General features: G+C 63.9%; 15 protein-coding genes. 6 read left to right on the forward strand and 9 right to left on the reverse strand.

What is annotated here, in order from left to right:
- From CUJ91_RS16320 to CUJ91_RS16335, 4 genes are read right to left on the reverse strand one after another with little or no spacing between them, the layout of a single operon-like run.
- Nucleotides 1-669 (reverse strand): flagellar basal body L-ring protein FlgH, encoded by a 669-nt coding sequence (locus CUJ91_RS16320; protein WP_114156517.1) that lies wholly within the window; start codon nt 667-669, stop codon nt 1-3.
- Between the two features lie 52 nt (nt 670-721).
- Entirely contained in the window at nt 722-1,441 is a 720-nt protein-coding gene (locus CUJ91_RS16325; protein ID WP_006052260.1) for a hypothetical protein, read from the reverse strand.
- Nucleotides 1,442-1,444: 3 nt separating this feature from the next.
- On the reverse strand, nt 1,445-1,612 hold the full coding sequence (locus CUJ91_RS16330; protein ID WP_321175810.1) for a DUF6726 family protein: 168 nt from the start codon (nt 1,610-1,612) through the stop codon (nt 1,445-1,447).
- Between the two features lie 45 nt (nt 1,613-1,657).
- Nucleotides 1,658-1,867, reverse strand: a complete 210-nt coding sequence (locus CUJ91_RS16335; RefSeq protein ID WP_006052258.1) for a hypothetical protein — start codon at nt 1,865-1,867, stop codon at nt 1,658-1,660.
- A 463-nt stretch (nt 1,868-2,330) separates the two neighbouring features.
- Here CUJ91_RS16335 and CUJ91_RS16340 point away from each other — a divergent pair, with 463 nt between their 5' ends.
- Together CUJ91_RS16340 and CUJ91_RS16345 are read left to right on the forward strand one after the other, a co-directional pair.
- Complete coding sequence (locus CUJ91_RS16340) at nt 2,331-3,071, forward strand: response regulator (protein ID WP_006052257.1); 741 nt, start codon at nt 2,331-2,333, stop codon at nt 3,069-3,071.
- Entirely contained in the window at nt 3,068-4,414 is a 1,347-nt protein-coding gene (locus tag CUJ91_RS16345; protein WP_006052256.1) for an ATP-binding protein, read from the forward strand. Before CUJ91_RS16340 ends, CUJ91_RS16345 begins: the two co-directional genes overlap by 4 nt.
- A 394-nt stretch (nt 4,415-4,808) precedes the next feature.
- On the opposite strand, the gene CUJ91_RS16350 is transcribed toward CUJ91_RS16345, so the two are convergent.
- Complete coding sequence (locus tag CUJ91_RS16350; protein ID WP_114156518.1) at nt 4,809-5,693, reverse strand: tyrosine-protein phosphatase; 885 nt, start codon at nt 5,691-5,693, stop codon at nt 4,809-4,811.
- Nucleotides 5,694-6,110: 417 nt separating this feature from the next.
- On the opposite strand from CUJ91_RS16350, the gene CUJ91_RS16355 reads away from it, so the two are divergent.
- Both CUJ91_RS16355 and CUJ91_RS16360 read left to right on the forward strand, forming a co-directional pair.
- A complete protein-coding gene (locus CUJ91_RS16355; RefSeq protein WP_006052254.1) occupies nt 6,111-7,370 on the forward strand; it encodes an MFS transporter in 1,260 nt (419 codons plus the stop codon).
- A 68-nt stretch (nt 7,371-7,438) separates the two neighbouring features.
- Nucleotides 7,439-8,704, forward strand: a complete 1,266-nt coding sequence (locus CUJ91_RS16360; protein ID WP_114156519.1) for a D-amino acid dehydrogenase — start codon at nt 7,439-7,441, stop codon at nt 8,702-8,704.
- Nucleotides 8,705-8,889: 185 nt separating this feature from the next.
- On the opposite strand, the gene CUJ91_RS16365 is transcribed toward CUJ91_RS16360, so the two are convergent.
- The 3 genes from CUJ91_RS16365 to CUJ91_RS16375 form a co-directional block, all read right to left on the reverse strand.
- Nucleotides 8,890-10,359: a glutamate synthase subunit beta gene (locus CUJ91_RS16365; protein WP_006052252.1), complete on the reverse strand. Its 1,470-nt coding sequence runs from the start codon at nt 10,357-10,359 to the stop codon at nt 8,890-8,892.
- 159 nt (nt 10,360-10,518) lie between these two features.
- Nucleotides 10,519-15,222 (reverse strand): glutamate synthase-related protein, encoded by a 4,704-nt coding sequence (locus CUJ91_RS16370; protein ID WP_107710636.1) that lies wholly within the window; start codon nt 15,220-15,222, stop codon nt 10,519-10,521.
- 322 nt (nt 15,223-15,544) lie between these two features.
- Nucleotides 15,545-16,252 (reverse strand): transposase, encoded by a 708-nt coding sequence (locus tag CUJ91_RS16375; RefSeq protein WP_006052250.1) that lies wholly within the window; start codon nt 16,250-16,252, stop codon nt 15,545-15,547.
- Between the two features lie 187 nt (nt 16,253-16,439).
- On the opposite strand from CUJ91_RS16375, the gene CUJ91_RS16380 reads away from it, so the two are divergent.
- Nucleotides 16,440-17,165, forward strand: coding sequence for an OmpW/AlkL family protein (locus tag CUJ91_RS16380; RefSeq protein ID WP_006052249.1), 726 nt, complete (start codon nt 16,440-16,442; stop codon nt 17,163-17,165).
- A gap of 384 nt (nt 17,166-17,549) precedes the next feature.
- Nucleotides 17,550-17,930, forward strand: coding sequence for an ElaB/YgaM/YqjD family protein (locus CUJ91_RS16385; protein ID WP_114156520.1), 381 nt, complete (start codon nt 17,550-17,552; stop codon nt 17,928-17,930).
- Nucleotides 17,931-18,008: 78 nt separating this feature from the next.
- Here CUJ91_RS16385 and CUJ91_RS16390 read toward each other — a convergent pair whose 3' ends face one another.
- Nucleotides 18,009-19,214 (reverse strand): deoxyguanosinetriphosphate triphosphohydrolase, encoded by a 1,206-nt coding sequence (locus CUJ91_RS16390; RefSeq protein ID WP_029971264.1) that lies wholly within the window; start codon nt 19,212-19,214, stop codon nt 18,009-18,011.
- Nucleotides 19,215-19,278 lie beyond the last annotated feature (64 nt).

Here is a 19,278-nt window from a genome sequence, read left to right on the forward strand (position 1 = left end):
TCAGAAAGTCAGCACGCTCAAAAACATTCTCTGCAGCCAGCCCATCGTCGTCGCGTCGGAGATCATGCCGGCGCCGGCCTGCTCGATGCGCGCATTCGCGACCTTACTCGACGCGACATAGTTGCCTGTTTCGATATCCTTAGGATTCACCACGCCTGACAGCCGCAAGCGGTCGCGGTTGCCGCCCATCGAAATCACCTTTTCGCCCGACACGACCAGGTTGCCGGTCGGCATCGTGCCGATCACGGTCACGGCGAGCGTGCCGGTCATCGCGCTCGCGTCGGTGAGACTGCCTTGTCCTTTGAATTCGGTGCTGGCCGAGCCGATGTTGAAGAGCCTCGCGAGCCGCGCGGCGGCGCCCGTCGATTTATCGGCGGCATCGGCGGTGATGCTGCTCGCCCGGCTCGCGGCCGCCGTCGAACTGTTGTTCCCGCTATACGACTCGGACAGACGGATCGTCAGCACGTCGCCGATGTGTTGCGCGCGCGGCGTCTCGTACAGCACCATCAGCGTGCCCGCCTGATAGATCGCGCCCTGCGTGTTGACGTTCAGCGGCGCGGACACGAGCGGCGGCGCCATCGGTGTTTCGACAATCGACCTCTGTCCGCTCGCGCAAGCGGACACACATGCCGCCGCGCATAGCGCGACGGAAAAACGTAGCGTAGGCATCGGGTTTACTCCCTCGCTGAATGGTGCTGATCCGCGCATCGGCGCCGCTGCATCAACCGGCTTCTGCATCGCTCGCCTGCCACTGCCGCACGACGGACTTCACCCACGCGTCCGACCCCTTCAGCAGATAAGTGAGCGTGCCGTTGCGCGTGCCCGGCAGGAAACACAACGTGATCGAACTGACCGCGTTTTCCCACACGTAGACCGGCAGCGCGCCCGGCGACGACACGTTCCGCGTCGCATGACGCGGCGGGCCGTAGCGGTCCGCGAGCGCGTCGCGCAGATCTTCGGCGGTGACTTCGTCGATCACGAAGGAAATCTCGTAGAGCCGCAGCGCGCTTTGCCCTTCCATGCGCGCGAAACGCAGCACATGCTCGGCCGCCGGCGCACCGTCGACGACCGCTTGCGACAGCGCCCAACCGTTATCGTCGCGATGCGCCCAGCGGCACGCGACGGTCAGACTCTCGTGCGACTTCAGCCGCATGCCGAGCGCGCCCGCCTGCACGTCCGTCTCGCAGACCGGCACGCTGCCGACCGGCGTCGCACGCACTTTCGAACCGGCGCGGAATTCATCGAGCGTGATGCCGAGCGCAATGCCGCGGAATGCGAATGGCGTGTCCTGCGCGCGTCGGCGGGCGTCGGCGAATGCGTCCTTCGATGCCGGCGCCGAAGCTGCGGCGCCCGCATCGCGCGCCGCCGGCTGCGCCGGCACGGTCAGCGAGAATGTGCCGCACAGCAGCGCCAGCGCGCAGGCAATCCGTTGTGGTCTCATGTTTCAATCGATCGCGGATGAGCAGATGTCGAACGGCGTGGCCGCCGCATGGCCGACGACCGGGATGATCTTCAGCGTCGCCGAGGTCAGCCGGCAAGGCAGCGCGGCAACGGCGCAGCCGTCGAGCGGCAACAGCGCCGCGCCGAGCGCGAGCCACGCAGCGGCGCGCACGACGCGCCCGGAAATTATTGATGTCGACACGCGCGCCTCGGTACGTCAGGCGGTCGTGTTGACGTGATGGCCGACGAGGCCCGCGGGCACCGACGGCTGCGGCTGCGGCTGAGTCGCCGAGCCCTTGGCTTGCGCGTTGCCGCTGCCGCTCCCGCTTGTCGCTGCGGAACTGCCGTTGGACGCCGGCTTTTCCGTCGCCTTGGTGGGCGCAATCGAAGAAAAATGGGTGGAATTGAGGTTGCTGGGAACAGTCATGATGAGCCTCGCATGGCGCTGGTTGGGCTGGGTTTGGCAAGATGTCGGTCGCGCACCGCGTGCGCCGGATGAGAGCCTGAAGCTCTGCCGGCGTGCGGCGCGACGTATCGCAGGACGAATCATCTCGCCGCCCACGCCTCGCCGATGCACGAAGAAAAGCGCGCTTTTCGACGGTGCTTACGACGCGTTGCGAGTGCTTTCCGGCACTTGCCGTTGTGCGCAAACTGTTTCGAGAAATACCGCGTGCGCACATCGAATGCGAGGCCCGCACGCGCGCCCGCGTTGCCAGAAGCGGCAGTGCTGAAATATGCTGTGAACCTTGGTTGACGGGCCTTACGCTCGCGTGTGCGAACATTGCGCCCAATTGCGCCAGAATCGCGCCGAAAAACTCGCACCGCATCGGGTAAGCATTGGTAAGAAAACAGTCGGCCGCGCGTCGCGCGCGCCGGTCTAGAATTTCGCCATGAATCCACAGGTCCTTATCGTCGACGACGATCCGGTCGTACGCGATCTGCTTTGCAAGTTCTTGCAGTCGAACGGCTTTGACGCGTCGGTGCTGCATGACGGCACCCATCTCCAGCGCCGGCTCGAGCGCGAACGGCCGTCGGTCGTCGTGCTCGACATCATGATGCCGAACACCGACGGCCTGCGCGCGCTCACCGCGCTGCGCGCCGCCGGCGACGACATTCCGGTGATCTTCGTGACGGCGCGCGGCACGGTGGCCGACCGCATCGTCGGGCTATCGCTCGGCGCGGACGACTATCTGACCAAGCCCTTCGATCCGCGCGAACTGCTCGCGCGCATCCACACGGTGCTGCGGCGCCGCGGGCCGTCGACCACGAGCGCGCCGGAAGCCCGCAAGCCGTACAGGTTCGGCCCGTTCGAACTGGACTTCGCCACACGCTCGCTGTCGCGCGCCGATACGAAGCTGCCGTTGCGCGACAGTGAGTTCGCGCTACTGAAGATCTTCGTCAACAACCCGTACAAGGTGTTATCGCGTGTGCTGATTCACGACCTCGTGCACCGCGACAACCTCGCCTTCCGCGATCGCAGCCTCGACGTGCCGATCTGGCGACTGCGGCGCGTGATCGAGGACGATCCGTCCAATCCGTGCTACGTGCAAACCGTGCGCGGCAAGGGCTACGTTTTCGTACCCGACGCCGACGGCACACCGTTCTCCGACGAGGCCGCCTCGAACGCATGAGAAACCCGCTGAACACGCTGTTCGGCAGAATGGCGTTGCTTTCGACGGCGGTGCTGTTGGCGATTCAGGCCGGCTGGTTCGTGCTGGTGGTGATGCAGCCGCCGCGCCATGAGATCGACGGCTTTGCGCGCGGCGTCGTGCTGGCGCTGCAGGCCATCAACGGCGAGCCGATCAAGGGCGCCGCGCTCGCGCCGGCCATGCGCGTGCATCTGGTTCCGACCTGGAACATGCCGCCGAGCGTCCATCTGCGCGAACCCACCGAGCACCTGGTTGTTCAGTTGACGCAGCATCTGCGTGAGACGCTTCCGCCAGGCACCCAGATTGCCGTCGACGATCTGCGTCCGCCGCAACTGTGGGTGCTGTTTCCGGGCAAGTCGAACTGGGTCGTGCTGCCGGTCGATCTGCCGCCGCCGCCGCGCTTTCTGATCGAAGCCATTTCGATGCTGGCCGCCGCGTTGATCCTGTCGCTGTTCGCGGTGTGGCAGATGCAGCGTCCGCTGTCGCGCGTCGCCGACGCCGCGCGCGTCTTCGGTTCGGGCGGCCGACCGGAACCGGTGACCGTGCAAGGCCCGCGCGAACTGCGCGAGCTGATTGGCTCGTTCAACGACATGATGCGGCGCCTGAACGAGGCCGGCGACGACCAGGCGGTCATGCTCGCCGGCGTCGCGCACGACCTGAAAGCGCCGCTCACGCGCCTGAAGCTGCGCGCGAGCGTGCTGGTCGCGGAAAGCGAGCGTGCCGGGCTGATTCGCGATGTCGATTCGCTGACTAACATCGTCCAGCAGTTTCTGGAGTTCGCCGGTCAATCCGCCGATGCCGGTCCGCCGGTTCAGGTCGACGAATTCTTGCGCGAGCAGTTTTCGGATAGTGATGGTGTGGGTGACAGTGTGATTGACAGCGCCGTCGATGGCTCGGGCTCGCAGGACGCGGGCGGCGAAGCCCGGCTGTTCGCGCTGGATCTGCGTGCCGGCCCGTCGTTCACGTTGCCGCGCACGCTGCTCGATCGGCTGGCGACCAACCTCGTCGATAACGCACTCGAACATGGCGCGCCGCCCGTCGATATCCGCACCGCGCGCAGCGACGGACATTGGGTCATCAGCGTGCGGGATCATGGCGCGGGCATTCCCGACGACCGCATTGCCGCCGCGATGAAACCGTTCGTGAGGCTCGACGCCGCGCGCGGCGGCGAAGGCCATTGCGGTCTCGGTCTCGCGATCGTCGCACGGCTCGCGCACGATCGCGGCGGACGTTGCCACGTGCGCAATCACGCCGAGGGTGGGCTGGAAGTGTGTATTGAGTTGCCGGTGGGGGTGGTGGCGGTGCCTGCGTCGACATCGACATGACAGGTGGGCTCGTGGTAGCGGTAGCGGTCGTGATCGCACTGCGCGGCGCGGCGCAAGGCGCGCGCTTACGCTGCCTTACCGCATCGGCTAACGCATGACCGCGGGCCTTATAGTTGGCCCCGGCAACCTCGATGCCGCCCTTCTCAGTCCGCCCGCGTATCCGGGGCGGATTTTTTTTGACTGCGTGTTTGGCCTGCGTGTTTGGCCTGCGTGTTCGGCCTGCGTGTTCGGCCTGCGTGTTCGGCCTGCCTGTTCGGCCTGCGTGTTCGGCCTGCGTGTTTGACCTGCGTGTTCGGCCGGCGCGTTCGGCCCGCGCGTTTGGCGCGCATCTTCAGCCGCTGTTTTCAGCTAGCCCGCTCGGCCCACGCGCCTAACCCGCTCCCTCGCCGCCACATCAAACAACCAGCCGGCTCCGCAAGCTCTCGATAGCCGCCTCCGATACGCCAAGCCCGTCAGTCAGATAGCGCGTCATCGTGCCGTAGCTCGTCTGCACCTGATCGAAGCCAGCCTGCAGAAAACTTTCCTGCACGCCAAGCAACGGTTCCTGAATCGCGGCGAGCGCGTCGCCGTCCTGCGCGCGCAATGTTTCCTTCAGCGACCTGATGGCCTGCGCGCGGTAGACATTGCTCAGCAGATAGTCCTGCATGATCACGTCGAGCGGCACATTCGCAATGCTCTGCAGCAGCGCCGCGACCCAGCCGGCGCGATCCTTACCCGCGTTGGAATGAAAGAGCTGCGGGCCCGTGCCGTCCGCGAGCTGGCGCAGCAGCGCGCCGAAGTTCGCCCGCTGCGCCGCGCCGGTCACATAGTCGCGCGCCTGCGACTCCATGAACGCGGTCGCGCCAGCGGCTGAATCGAAAGGCGGCGGCGTGAAGTCGCGCACACCGAGCACATCGAGCGTTTGCGAAACCGCGCCGTGCGGCAGCATGTCGGCGGTGCGCTCGACTTCGCCCGGCGTGCGCAAATCGTAGACGCTCGCAATGCCGAGCCGCTCCATTTCCGTCTGATCGGCCACGCTCAGCGTCAGCACATTCGCGCGGAAAAAGAGGCCGCGCCGCATCTTCTTGCCGTCGACGGTCGGATAGCCGGCCGCAGCGCCCGCGACATCGCGGAAATTGTCCACCGATGCAAGCCGCGGCGTGTCGCTCTGCTCGTCGCCGAGGCCGCCGCCGCATGCGGAAAGCAGCGAGCTGCCCACGCCGGACACCAGCAGCACGCTGGCGGAGCGCTTCAGGAACGTCCGTCGCGACGCGCATGCCGCCAGCGAGTGCGCGGGCATGGCCGGGGGAACAAGGTGGCGGCGAGTTGCCGGACAGGTTTTCGCGGTGGCGGGCATTAGGCGATCTGATGTGTCATGCGCGAGGTGAGTAAAAAAAGTGCAGCCTGAGCGCTGCGGGCGCAGTTTAACGTTTCCAATATTTTTTTGGTTACGACGTATTAGTTCGTAAGCAACGGTCAGCTTGGTCTTTGCCCGTGCCGCGCGCGCTTCCGATATGCCCGCTGCAATCACGCGCGAAAAAGCGCTTCTTAAGCCATTCTCCCAGGCATTTCGTCTCCTGTCGGCTGCTTACTCCCTGCTTACCGTCTGCTGCCAATTTTGACCACAAGTGACCGCACGACGCCTCGCCCCGTAGAATACAAAGACCTCCCCTCGAGCCGCACGCACACAAGAAAAGCCCAGGAGAACACAACAAACATGCCTTCTCTCCAATGGTTCACCGAATTGACGCAGCGGGAACGCCGCACGCTCTACGCGGGTTTCGGCGGCTACGCGGTCGACGCGTTCGACTTCATGATCTACTCGTTCCTGATTCCAACGCTGATCGCGACGTGGGGCATGAGCAAAAGCGAAGCGGGCATGATCGCGACGAGTTCGCTGATTTCATCGGCGCTCGGCGGATGGCTCGCCGGCATTCTGGCCGACCGCTACGGCCGCATCCGCGTGCTGCAATGGACCATCGCGACTTTCGCGCTGTTCACGTTTCTGTCCGGCTTCACGCATTCGTTCTGGCAACTGCTCGCGACACGCACGCTGCAAGGCATCGGCTTCGGCGGTGAATGGTCAGTGGTCACAATCATGATGGCCGAGACGATACGCTCGCCGCAGCATCGAGCGAAAGCCGTCGGGACCGTTCAGAGCAGCTGGTCGTTCGGCTGGGCGGCCGCGGCCATCGTCTATTGGGCGTTCTTTGCGTTGCTGCCGGAGCAAGTCGCGTGGCGCGCCTGTTTCTGGATCGGCCTCCTGCCCGCGGCGTGGATCATCTACATTCGCCGCAACGTGAGCGACCCGGACATTTATCTCGAGACGCGCCGTGCGCGCGACAGCGGCCTGGAGACCGCGCATTTCCTGCAGATTTTCTCGCTGCCTCATCTGCGCACGACGCTGCTCGGCAGCGCGTTATGCACCGGCATGCTCGGCGGCTATTACGCGATTACGACGTGGCTGCCGACCTATCTGAAGACCGTGCGCCATCTGTCGGTGTTCAACACGAGCGGCTATCTGATCGTGCTGATTGTCGGCTCGTTCACCGGTTATATCGTCGGCGCGATTCTGTGCGACAAGATCGGCCGGCGCGCGTCGTTCATCCTGTTCGCGATCGGCTCGTTCGTGCTCGGCATGATCTACACGATGCTGCCGATCACCGACGGCATGATGCTCGCGCTCGGCTTTCCGCTCGGCATCGTCGTGCAAGGGATTTTCGCCGGCGTGGGCGCGTATCTGTCGGAGCTGTATCCGAACGCGATTCGCGGATCGGGCCAGGGCTTCTGCTACAACCTGGGGCGCGGCTTCGGCTCGTTCTTTCCGATTCTCGTCGGTACGCTTTCGCAGGGCATGTCGCTCGTGAAGGCAATGGGGATTGTCGCCGGTTCGGGTTATCTGCTCGTGATCGTCGCCGCTTTGTGCCTGCCTGAGACGAAGGGCAAGGTGCTCGGCGCGGCGCATCCTGCTGCATGACATGGCGGCCTGAGTTGCGACCTGAGATCGCGACCCGACGTTGCCGCTGATTTGCCTGATAACAGCACATGAAAACGATTGTTCTCGGAGGCGGCGTGATCGGCGTCGCCACCGCCTTCTACCTGCGCCAGCAAGGCTGCGAGGTGACGCTGATCGAACGCGAGCCGGACGTCGCGCTCGCCACGAGCTTCGGCAACGCGGGCGTGATCGCGCCCGGCTATGTGACGCCGTGGGCCGCGCCCGGCATGCCGGCCAAGATTCTCAAGTACCTGTTCAAGCCCGCTTCGCCACTGATTTTCCGGCCGACGCTGGACCCGGCTCAATGGCGCTGGATCGCGCGCTGGCTGCGCGAATGCGAGCTCGAGCGCTTTCGCGTCAACAAGCAGCGGATGCAGCGCATCGCTTACTACAGCCGCGAGTGTCTGCGCGAATTCCGCAGCCGTCATCCGTTCGATTACGGCCGCAGCCAGGGCTATCTGCAGCTCTTTCGCAGCGAGTACGACGTCGAACTCGCACAGCCGGCGCTCGCGGTGCTGCGCGACGCGGGCATCGCTTATCGGGAAGTGAGCGCCGCGCAATGCGTCGACATCGAGCCGGGCCTGCGCTGGGCACGCGCGACGCCGGTGTCCGGCGTCCATCTTCCCGACGACGAAGCCGGCGACTGCGCCCGCTTCACGCGTGAACTGCGCGCCATCTGCGAACGTCATGGCGTGCGCTTTCGCTTCGACACGCGCGTGACATCGCTCGACGTGGAAGGCGGCGTCGTGCGCGCGGTGCGTGTCGAAAGCGAGCGCGGCGCGGAGACGGTGCCGGCCGACGGCGTGGTCGTGGCATTGGGCGTCGACAGTGCGGCGTTGCTCGCGCCGCTTGGCGTGAAGGTGCCGCTCTATCCGGTGAAAGGCTATTCGGCGACGCTGCCTGTGATCGACGACGAAAAGGCCCCGCGCGCCGCGCTCATGGACGAATCGCTGAAGACGGCGATCACGCGTTTCGGCGATAACCTGCGGGTGGCCGGCACGGCGGAACTCGGCAACCGCGACGCGACGCTGCGCGAGCAGGCGTTGCAGACGCTGATGAAAGTGCTGGCCGACTGGTTTCCGCACGCCGCGGCGCCGACGTCCGCGCATTTCTGGGTCGGCCGCCGCCCGATGACGCCCGACGGCGCACCGTTGCTCGGACCTTCGGGCATCGGCAACCTGTGGCTCAACCTCGGCCACGGCTCGACGGGCTGGGCGATGTCGATGGGCTCGGCGCGTGTGGTTGCGGATCTGATCACGCAGCGCGAACCGGAGATCGATCTGGACGGGCTGACGTTGGCGCGTTATCGGAAGTAGCTAGTCTCTGCGCAATTTAAGGCACTAAGGCACGCAGAAACCGCACGTTAAAAAGCCGGGTCACCTTCTCAGGTGCCCGGCTTTGTTCTCACTGCTCTCGGCGGTGCCGCCCGCTTAACACGAGGCAAGCACCGTCGTCGTCTCCACCTCTTCCTGCAAACCCTGGCTGGCGGCGAGACAGACGTTTAACGCGGCAGTTCCGAATGACCCATCAGGAACGCATCGACCGAACGCGCGCACTGACGACCTTCGCGGATCGCCCACACCACGAGCGACTGGCCGCGACGCATGTCGCCCGCCGTGAACACCTTGTCCACCGACGTGTAATACGCCTTGTCGCCCTCAGTGGAAGCACGCACGTTGCCGCGCGCATCCTTGTCGACGCCGAACGCCTCGAGCACCGGCGACACCGGCTGCGTGAAGCCCATCGCGAGCAGCACGAGGTCGGCCTTCATTTCGAACTCCGAACCCGGCACTTCGACCATCTTGCCGTCCTTCCATTCGACGCGTGCCGCGATCAGCTTTTCGACCTTGCCGTTCTTGCCTTCGAGGCGCTTCGTGGCGACCGCCCAATCGCGCGAGCAGCCTTCGTCATGCGACGACGACGTGCGCAGCTTGATCGGCCAGTACGGCCACACGAGCGGCTTGTTCTCTTCTTCCGGCGGTTGCGGCAGCAGTTCGAATTGCGTGACGCTCTTCGCGCCATGACGATTCGACGTGCCCACGCAGTCCGAGCCCGTATCGCCGCCGCCGATCACGACCACATGCTTGCCCTTCGCGAGCAACTGGTTCGCGACCTTGTCGCCGGCGTTGACCTTGTTCTGCTGCGGCAGGAATTCCATTGCATAGTGAATGCCTTCCAGCTCGCGTCCTGGCACCGGCAGATCGCGCGGCGTTTCCGAACCGCCGGCGATCACGACCGCGTCGAAGTCTTCCTTCAACTGCTCGGGCGTGATGGTTTCCTTCGCCGTGTTGCCGATGTACGGCGGCAGCGAGTCCGCCTTGCCGACGAACACGTTGGCGCGGAACGTCACGCCTTCCGCTTCCATCTGGCGCATGCGGCGGTCGATCAGCCACTTCTCCAGCTTGAAGTCGGGAATGCCGTAACGCAGCAGGCCGCCGATGCGGTCGTTCTTCTCGAACACGGTGACCTCGTGGCCCGCGCGCGCGAGTTGCTGCGCGACGGCCAGGCCAGCAGGGCCCGAACCGACCACGGCGACCTTCTTGCCGGTCTTGTGCTTCGGCGGCTGCGGCGCGACCCAGCCTTCGGCCCACGCTTTGTCGATGATCGCGTGTTCGAGCGACTTGATGCCGACCGGGTCGTCGTTGATGCCGAGCGTGCACGCTGCTTCGCACGGCGCCGGGCAGATGCGGCCCGTGAATTCCGGGAAGTTGTTCGTGGAGTGCAGCACTTCAATCGCGGTCTTCCAGTCCTGATGGAACACCAGGTCGTTGAAGTCCGGAATGATGTTGTTCACCGGGCAGCCGTTGTTGCAAAACGGGATGCCACAGTCCATGCAACGTGCGCCTTGAATCTTCGCTTCGTCGTCGGTGAGTGCCGCGACGAATTCCTTGTAGTGCTTCACACGCGTGAGCGGAGCTTCGTACGCCTCGTGGCGGCGCTCGAACTCGAGAAAACCGGTTGCCTTGCCCATGTGGTTCTCTTCTCTATCTGTATCTAGGGGTAATCTGGACCCGCCGCGCATCGGATTGTCGAGCGGCGGCGGGTACGGCTAAAGGTGACGTCTACTGTGCGGGAGCGGTCGGCGCTTAGTCAGCGCTTAGTCAGCGTTCAGTCAGTGCTCAATCCGCGCTCAGGCGGCGAGCACTTCCTTGTTCGCTTTCTTCGCTGCCATTTCGCCGAGCGCGCGCTTGTATTCGGTCGGGAACACCTTCACGAATTGACGGCGCGACGCGTCCCAGTTTTCGAGCAGCGCCTTTGCACGCGGCGAGCCCGTGAACTGGAAGTGACGCTCGACGAGACCCTTCAGCAGCGCTTCGTCGGTGGTGCCGGCGTGCCACAGGCCGCGGTCGACCGTGCGTTCCTGTTCGGCCTGCTGCAGAACCGGATCGAGCGCAACCATCGACTTGTTGCACTTGCCCGCGAACGTGTTGTCCGGGTCGTACACATAAGCGATGCCGCCCGACATGCCCGCTGCAAAGTTGCGCCCGGTTTCGCCGAGCACGACCACCGTGCCGCCCGTCATGTATTCGCAGCCGTGGTCGCCCGTGCCTTCGACAACCGCCGTCGCGCCCGAGTTACGCACGCAGAAACGTTCGCCCGCCACGCCGCGGAAGAAGGCTTCGCCTTCGATCGCGCCGTACATCACCGTGTTGCCGCAGATGATGTTCTCTTCCGACTTGCCGCGGAAATCGTTCGTGGGACGAATGATGATCCGCCCGCCCGACAAACCCTTGCCGACGTAGTCGTTGCCGTCGCCGACGAGATCCAGCGTGATGCCCTTCGCGAGGAACGCGCCGAAGCTCTGGCCCGCCGTGCCCTTCAACTGGATGTGGATTGTGTCGTCGGGCAAGCCGTCGTGGCCGTACTTCTTCGCGATCGTGCCGGACAGCATCGCGCCGACCGTACGATTGACGTTGCGCACCGGCTGGATGAACGACACATGCTCGCCCTTCTCGATGGCCGCCTTCGCCTTCTCGATCAGCGTGTGATCGAGCGCGCGATCGAGACCGTGATCCTGCTGTTCCACGTGCTTGCGCGCGACTTCGGCCGGCACTTGCGGCTGGTAGAACACGCGCGAGAAGTCGAGACCCTTCGCCTTCCAGTGCTCGACGCCCTTCTTCATGTCGAGCAATTCGGCGTGGCCGATCAGATCGTCGAACTTGCGGATGCCCAGTTGCGCCATGAGTTCGCGTGCTTCTTCAGCGACGAAGAAGAAGAAGTTCACGACGTGTTCCGGCTGGCCCTTGAACTTCGCACGCAGCACCGGATCTTGCGTCGCTACGCCGACCGGGCACGTGTTCAGATGGCACTTGCGCATCATGATGCAGCCTTCGACGACGAGCGGCGCCGTCGCAAAGCCGAATTCGTCGGCGCCGAGCAGCGCACCGATCACGACGTCGCGGCCGGTCTTCATCTGACCGTCGGCCTGCACGCGGATACGGCCGCGCAACTGGTTGAGCACCAGCGTCTGCTGCGTTTCGGCGAGACCGAGTTCCCACGGCGTGCCGGCGTGCTTGATCGACGACAGCGGCGACGCGCCCGTGCCGCCGTCGTGGCCCGCGATCACGACGTGATCGGCCTTCGCCTTGGCAACGCCCGCGGCAACCGTGCCGACGCCCGACTCCGACACGAGCTTCACCGAGACGCTCGCCGCCGGGTTCGCGTTCTTCAGATCGTGAATGAGCTGCGCCAGATCTTCGATCGAATAGATGTCGTGGTGCGGCGGCGGCGAAATCAGGCCGACGCCCGGCACCGAATAACGCAGCTTGCCGATGTAGTCGGACACCTTGTGGCCCGGCAACTGGCCGCCTTCGCCCGGCTTCGCGCCCTGCGCCATCTTGATCTGGATCTGATCGGCGGACGCGAGGTATTCCGCCGTCACGCCGAAGCGGCCCGATGCGACCTGCTTGATCTTCGAGCGCAGCGAATCGCCGTCCTTCAACGGAATGTCGACGATCACTTCGTCGCCGATGACGGACTTCATCGTGTCGCCGTTCTTGATCGGGATGCCGCGCAGTTCGTTGCGATAGCGGTTTTCGTCCTCGCCGCCTTCGCCCGTGTTCGACTTGCCGCCGATGCGGTTCATCGCGACCGCCAGCGTGGCGTGCGCTTCGGTGCTGATCGAGCCGAGCGACATGGCGCCGGTCGCGAAACGCTTGACGATTTCCTTCGCCGGTTCGACTTCGTCGAGCGGAATTGCCTTGGCCGGATCGAGCTTGAATTCGAACAGGCCGCGGAACGTCATGTGACGCTTGGTCTGATCGTTGATCAGATGCGCGTATTCCTTGTACGTCTGATACGAGTTGCTGCGCGCCGAGTGTTGCAGCTTGGCGATCGCATCCGGCGTCCACATGTGTTCTTCGCCGCGCACGCGATACGCGTACTCGCCGCCCGCGTCGAGCATGCTCGCGAGAACCGGGTTGTCGCCGAACGCATCGCGATGCAGACGGATCGCTTCTTCGGCGACGTCGAACAAACCGATGCCGCCGACCTTCGACGACGTGCCCTTGAAGTACTTCTGCACGAGGTCTTCAGCGAGGCCGACTGCTTCGAAAATCTGCGCGCCGGTGTACGACATGTAGGTCGAAATGCCCATCTTGGACATGACCTTCTGCAAGCCCTTGCCGACCGCCTTCGTGAAGTTGTAGATCGCCTTCTCCGCCGACAGGTCGCCCTTCAGGCCGGCCGCGAGCTGCGCGAGCGTTTCCATCGCGAGGTACGGATGCACGGCTTCCGCGCCATAGCCCGCGAGCAGCGCGAAGTGATGCGTCTCACGCGCCGATCCGGTTTCGACGACCAGACCGGTGCTCGTGCGCAAACCTTGCTGCACGAGATGCGTGTGAATAGCGGCCGTGGCCAGCAGCGCCGGGATCGCGACGTTGTCGCGGTCGGTCTTGCGGTCCGACACGATCAGCATGTTGTAGCCGGACTTGACGGCGTCGACGGCTTCCGCGCACAGCGACGCGAGACGCGCCTCGATGCCTTCCTTGCCCCACGCAACCGGATAGCAGATGTTCAGTTCGTACGAGCTGAACTTGCCGCCCGTGTACTGATCGATCGCGCGGATCTTGGCGATGTCCTTGAAGTCGAGCACGGGCTGCGACACTTCGAGACGCATCGGGGGGTTGATGTTGTTCGTGTCGAGCAGGTTCGGCTTCGGACCGACGAACGACACGAGCGACATCACCATGTTTTCGCGGATCGGGTCGATCGGCGGGTTCGTGACTTGCGCGAACAGCTGCTTGAAGTAGTGATAGAGCGTCTTGTTCTTGTTGGACATGACCGCGAGCGGCGAGTCGTTGCCCATCGAACCGACGGCTTCTTCACCGGCTTGCGCCATCGGCGCCATCAGGAACTTGAGGTCTTCCTGCGTGTAGCCGAACGCCTGCTGACGATCCAGCAACGCGGCGGCTTCGCGGCGTTCCGTCGCGACGTCTTCGGCCTTCGGCTCGATCTCGTCGAGCTTGATGCGCACGGCGTCGATCCAGCTCTTGTACGGCTTCGCGTTGGCGAGGTTGTCCTTCAGTTCCTTGTCGTCGATGATGCGGCCGTGTTCCATGTCGATCAGGAACATCTTGCCCGGCTGCAAACGCCACTTCTTGACGATCTTCGACTCGGGGATAGGCAGCGTGCCCGCTTCGGACGCCATGATGACGAGGTCGTCGTCCGTGACGATGTAGCGCGCCGGGCGCAGGCCGTTACGATCGAGCGTCGCGCCGATCTGGCGGCCGTCGGTGAAGGCGATTGCAGCGGGGCCGTCCCACGGCTCCATCATCGCGGCGTGGTATTCGTAGAACGCGCGGCGGTTGTCGTCCATCAGCGTGTGCTGTTCCCAGGCTTCCGGGATCATCATCATCATGGCGTGGACGAGCGGATAGCCGGCCATCACGAGCAGTTCGAGGCAGTTGTCGAACGATGCCGTGTCCGATTGGCCCGGATAGATGAGCGGCCACAGCTTCGGCAGATCGTCGCCGAGCACGTGCGACGCGATCGCGCCGGTACGCGCGTTCAGCCAGTTGACGTTGCCCTTCACCGTGTTGATTTCGCCGTTGTGGGCGATCATCCGGTACGGGTGAGCCAGTTCCCACGCCGGGAACGTGTTGGTCGAGAAGCGCTGATGCACGAGCGCGAGCGCCGACACCGTGCGCTCGTCCTGCAGGTCGCGGTAGTACACGCCGACCTGACCCGCGAGCAGCAGCCCCTTGTAGACCACCGTGCGCGCCGACATGGACGGCACGAAGTATTCCTTGCCGTGCTTGAGCTTGAGCGCCTGGATGCGGTGGCTCGCGGTCTTGCGGATCACATACAGCTTCCGCTCGAGCGCGTCGGTCACCATGATGTCCTTGCCGCGGCCGATGAAGATCTGGCGGATCAGCGGCTCGCTCGCCTTCACAGTGGGCGAGATCGGCATGGTGTGATCGACCGGCACGTCGCGCCAGCCGAGCACGACCTGACCTTCGGCCTTGACCGTGCGCTCCAGTTCCTGCTCGCAGGCGAGACGCGATGCGTGTTCCTTCGGCAGGAACACCATGCCGACGCCGTATTCGCCGAACGGCGGCAAGGTCACGCCTTGCCGTGCCATTTCCTCGCGATAGAAACCGTCCGGAATCTGGATCAGAATGCCCGCGCCGTCGCCCATGAGCGGATCGGCGCCGACAGCGCCGCGGTGGTCGAGATTCTCCAGAATCTTCAGGCCCTGCTCGATGATCTCGTGACTTTTCTTGCCCTTGATATGAGCGACGAAGCCGACGCCGCAGGCGTCATGTTCGTTTTGCGGGTCGTACAACCCTTGCGCGGCGGGAACCGGGTGAACCGGTTGCTGGTGATCGTTCATGGGGACACCGTCTGTGAGGGGCCGGACAGGCCGTTAAACCGTTTTTTCTATTGCCGCACGTGCACACCCGCAACGGCGAAGGCGCTTCTGAGGCTGCATCCTGCACATATCAAAAACGCCGGAATTCGGAATATACGCGACGAATCAACGGAATAGCAAATAAAACGTTGCGTTCGATCCCCAATTATCAATTTGGTGCATTGCGGCTCGCTTTTATTGGTGCCATATCGAAAATGGGCAAAATAAAACGGCATGTCCGAATGCCGTTCAAAACCTAAACCGTTGATTCTGATTGCCTATCGAGCGTGGGCGCTCGCTGCGTTTATTGCGTCTGCGGCGTCTCGCGAACCTTGCGCGGCCGTCCGCGCGGCAACGGAGACACGCGCCGGTTCGCCGCGCGCGCCGCCCATTCGCGATACGTGTCGCTGCCGAGCACCCAGCCCTTTAAGGTGGCCTGCTGAAGCTGGCTTGCCTCGCGTTCGTCGAGTGGCTGTTCGCAGAGCTCGCGGTACGCGCGTTGCCGCTCGAATGGCGTATTGCCGAGCGACCAGTAAAGCGGATGGTCGGTGATCAGGCTGTCGAGCGTGAGACCGATGTGATGCCGGTAGCTCGACCACCGGTAGTCTTCCGGCGCGCTCACGAGCTGCATGCGCACCGGACACATTTCGACGACGCGGCTCGCCAGCAGAAAGTACCGCTCGCCCTCGATCACCGTGGCGCGATAACGCCCTTCCCACAGCGTGCCGCGCCGCGCGTAGCGACGGTTGAAGTGCGCCACATAGCGGCGCCCCACCGCCTGCATCGCCTTGGGCAGACTCGACTCCTCGGTCGGCGTGACGAGCAGTTGAACCGCGCCCGGCATCAACGCATAAGCGTGGATCGACAGGTGATGGTCGCGGGAAGCCGCTTTCAAACAGTCGATGAACAATTCATAGTCCTGGTCGTCGACGAACGCAGGCTGCTGATCGAGTCCGCGGAGGATGACGTGCTGCGGCTGGTCAGGAACATAAAGACGTGCAAGCCGTGCCATGCTGAAGTATCCGATAGTCGCGTTGGTACATACCCGAAGGTCCGAAGAGCCGCATGCGCCGGAGATTCGGCGCGGCGCGGCCAGGCCAGAAAGCGCGCGTGGCTTAGGGAGAAAACTCTAACCGCCGCGTATGGTTAGTTTCAAACGTTGTGTTCATAATGAGCGGGCCTTTTTTGGAGGAGCACATATGAAATTAAAACAGGCCGTAGTGGGGACCGCGATGCTAGCCGGCATGACAACGGCAGCATACGCACAATCGGCCGGTAGCTTTACCGTCACAACAGGCTGGTTCCATCTTGCGCCTCAATCGAGCAGCAAGCCCCTGAAAGTGACGAGCATCGGCGGCAGTCCGACCAACATCACCGAACCGAACACCGGAGCAACGCTGAGTTCGGCCGACACCATCGGCCTGGCTCTTGGCTACTTCATCACCGACCATATCGCGACCGAATTCGTGGTTGGCTATCCGCCTTCGTTCGACCTGAACGGCAGCGGCAGCCTCGAACAATTCGGCAAGATCGGGCAGGCAAAACAGTGGAGCCCGACGCTGCTGTTCAAGTACTACTTCAACGCCCCCACTGCTACGTTCCGTCCGTATCTCGGTATCGGCGTGAGCCGTATCTGGTTCACCGACGAGAAGATCACCAACGGCGCATTTCAGGCAAACGTCCTGCATGGTCCGACCAGCGTCACTACGGATAGTTCGTGGGAGCCGGTGTTTAATCTGGGTTTCACTTACGCGTTCAACGAGCACTGGTTCGCAGGCGCTTCGGTGTCGTACCTGCCGCTCAGCACGACGGCCAAACTGAACACGCAGGCGAAGACGCCGGTCGGCACGCTCAATGTGCAATCGGAAACCAAGATCAAGCTGAACCCGATCGTTACGTACGTCAATATCGGTTACCGCTTTTAACACTCGCTTTTTGCAGTCGCTCCGAACGCCCGCTTCGCACAGCGTTCAACGCGCGGGCATCGAACTATGCCGTGCGATTAGGGTAGTCGAATTTCCGGGGCTTGAACAACGCCGTCATTCATCCAATGGCGGCGTTTTTTATTTTGTGCGCGCGGCGAGCCACCGCGCCGGCTTTACCGATGCCGCGCGTCCCGTTGCCGCTGCGTTTGTAAATTTGACCCGTCGCGAAGGCAATATGTGCTGAGGAAATTCGGCGCGCGCCGCCGTGGGCGGAGCATTCGGCTGTGGCACCGAAGTTGCGTTCTGCTGGTGTTTCCTGCGTTGCGATCAGGTTTAACGCAACCGTGAACGTGGGCCTTTTTCACCCTCATCGACGGAGCGACCATGACAGCACTTCCGAATACGCGAGACGCCCTCGGCGAATCCTGGACCAGCACGAGCCGCCGCGCGCGACGCATTGCGCGACACAGCCGCCACGCGGCCGAAGACATTGCAGGCGAACTGCGCACGCTGATGTCCGAGCTGGAGTCCACCCTGGCGGACGGCACGCAGGCCGACGCCGTCGCACTGCGCGGCAAATTGCGCAAGCAGCTCGACAACGCGCGCGCCCGTTTAAGCGACACGCGCGAAGCCGTGCGCGAACGCGCGAACGTCGCGCTAGCCGATGCCGACGACTACGTGCATGAGAATCCGTGGCAGACGCTGGCGATTGTCGGCGGCCTCGCGTTGATCGTAGGCGCGCTGTTTGCCTCGCGGGTGCGCTGACAGGCGCGGCTACTGCGAGCGCGCGCTTGCCAGGCGCGCGGCCACTGCGGCACGCTACGGCGTCGCCGTCGTGGCCGCTCAGTTGTCGTCGATGACGAACAGGCGCTGATACTCCTTCAGCGCATAGCGGTCCGTCATGCCCGCGATGTAATGCGCGATCAGGCGCGGTTGCAGCGCGGCGTCGGTCGACTGATAGCCGGGCGGCAGGAGCCGCGGATCGTCGGTGAACGCGTCGAACAGACCGACGACGACGCGGCGCGCCTTGTTGGCCATCCGCATCACGCGGTAATGGCGGTACAGGTTCTTGAACAGAAAGCGCTTGAGCGCCGCCGCCTGGGCCGCGATCGGCTCGCTATGCGCGACGAGCGCCGGCGCCGCGCGCACGGCGTCGAGCGAATCGGGCGCATGATGCGCAAGGTTCAGCTTGGTCGTGTCGATAAGATCGACGATCAGCGTATTGATGATGCGCCGCACCGTCTCGTGAATCAGCCTGCGGCCTTCGATCTGCGGGAAATCGCGCCGCGCCGCTTCGAAGTGCGTTTGCCAAAGCTCGACTTCGGCGAGTTGCTCGACGGTGAGCAAACCCGAGCGCAGACCGTCGTCGACATCGTGATTGTTGTAGGCGATTTCATCGGCGACATTCGCGATCTGCGCTTCGATGGACGGCTGACGCCCTTCGAGAAACCGCTCGCCTAAAGCGCCGAGCCGCCGCGCATTCTCACGTGAGCAATGCTTGAGAATGCCTTCGCGCGTTTCGAAACACAGGTTCAGGCCGTTGTACGCGCCATAGTGCTCCTCGAGATCGTCCACCACTGCGAGGCTTTGCAGATTGTGCTCGAAGCCGCCGTGCTCGCGCATGCACTCGTTCAGCGCGTCCTGGCCGGCATGACCGAACGGCGTGTGGCCGAGATCGTGGGCAAGAGAAATGGCTTCGACGAGGTCTTCGTTCACGCGCAGGTTACGCGCCACGGAGCGCGCGATCTGCGCGACTTCCAGACTATGCGTGAGACGCGTGCGGAACAGGTCGCCCTCATGGTTCACGAACACCTGCGTCTTGTATTCGAGGCGGCGGAACGCCGTCGAATGAACGATGCGGTCGCGGTCGCGCTGGAACTCGGTGCGCGCGCTCGGCGGGGCTTCCGGATAGCGGCGCCCGCGCGAATGCGCCGAGTGCGCGGCATATGGCGCGAGATGCGCTTCGAGCGCTTCCTGCGTGAGCGCGCCGAGCGCGGCCGCGGCTGCGGCGGGTTGCTGCTTTACATCGTCGCTGCGCCTGTCTGTCACCGGCTTCTCCGAAACATGGGCGGCGCCGCTCGACGCCGTGCGCGGCGCCTTGCTGGAATGTCCG

Source organism: Paraburkholderia graminis (assembly GCF_003330785.1).
Classification (GTDB): Bacteria; Pseudomonadota; Gammaproteobacteria; order Burkholderiales; family Burkholderiaceae; genus Paraburkholderia; species Paraburkholderia graminis.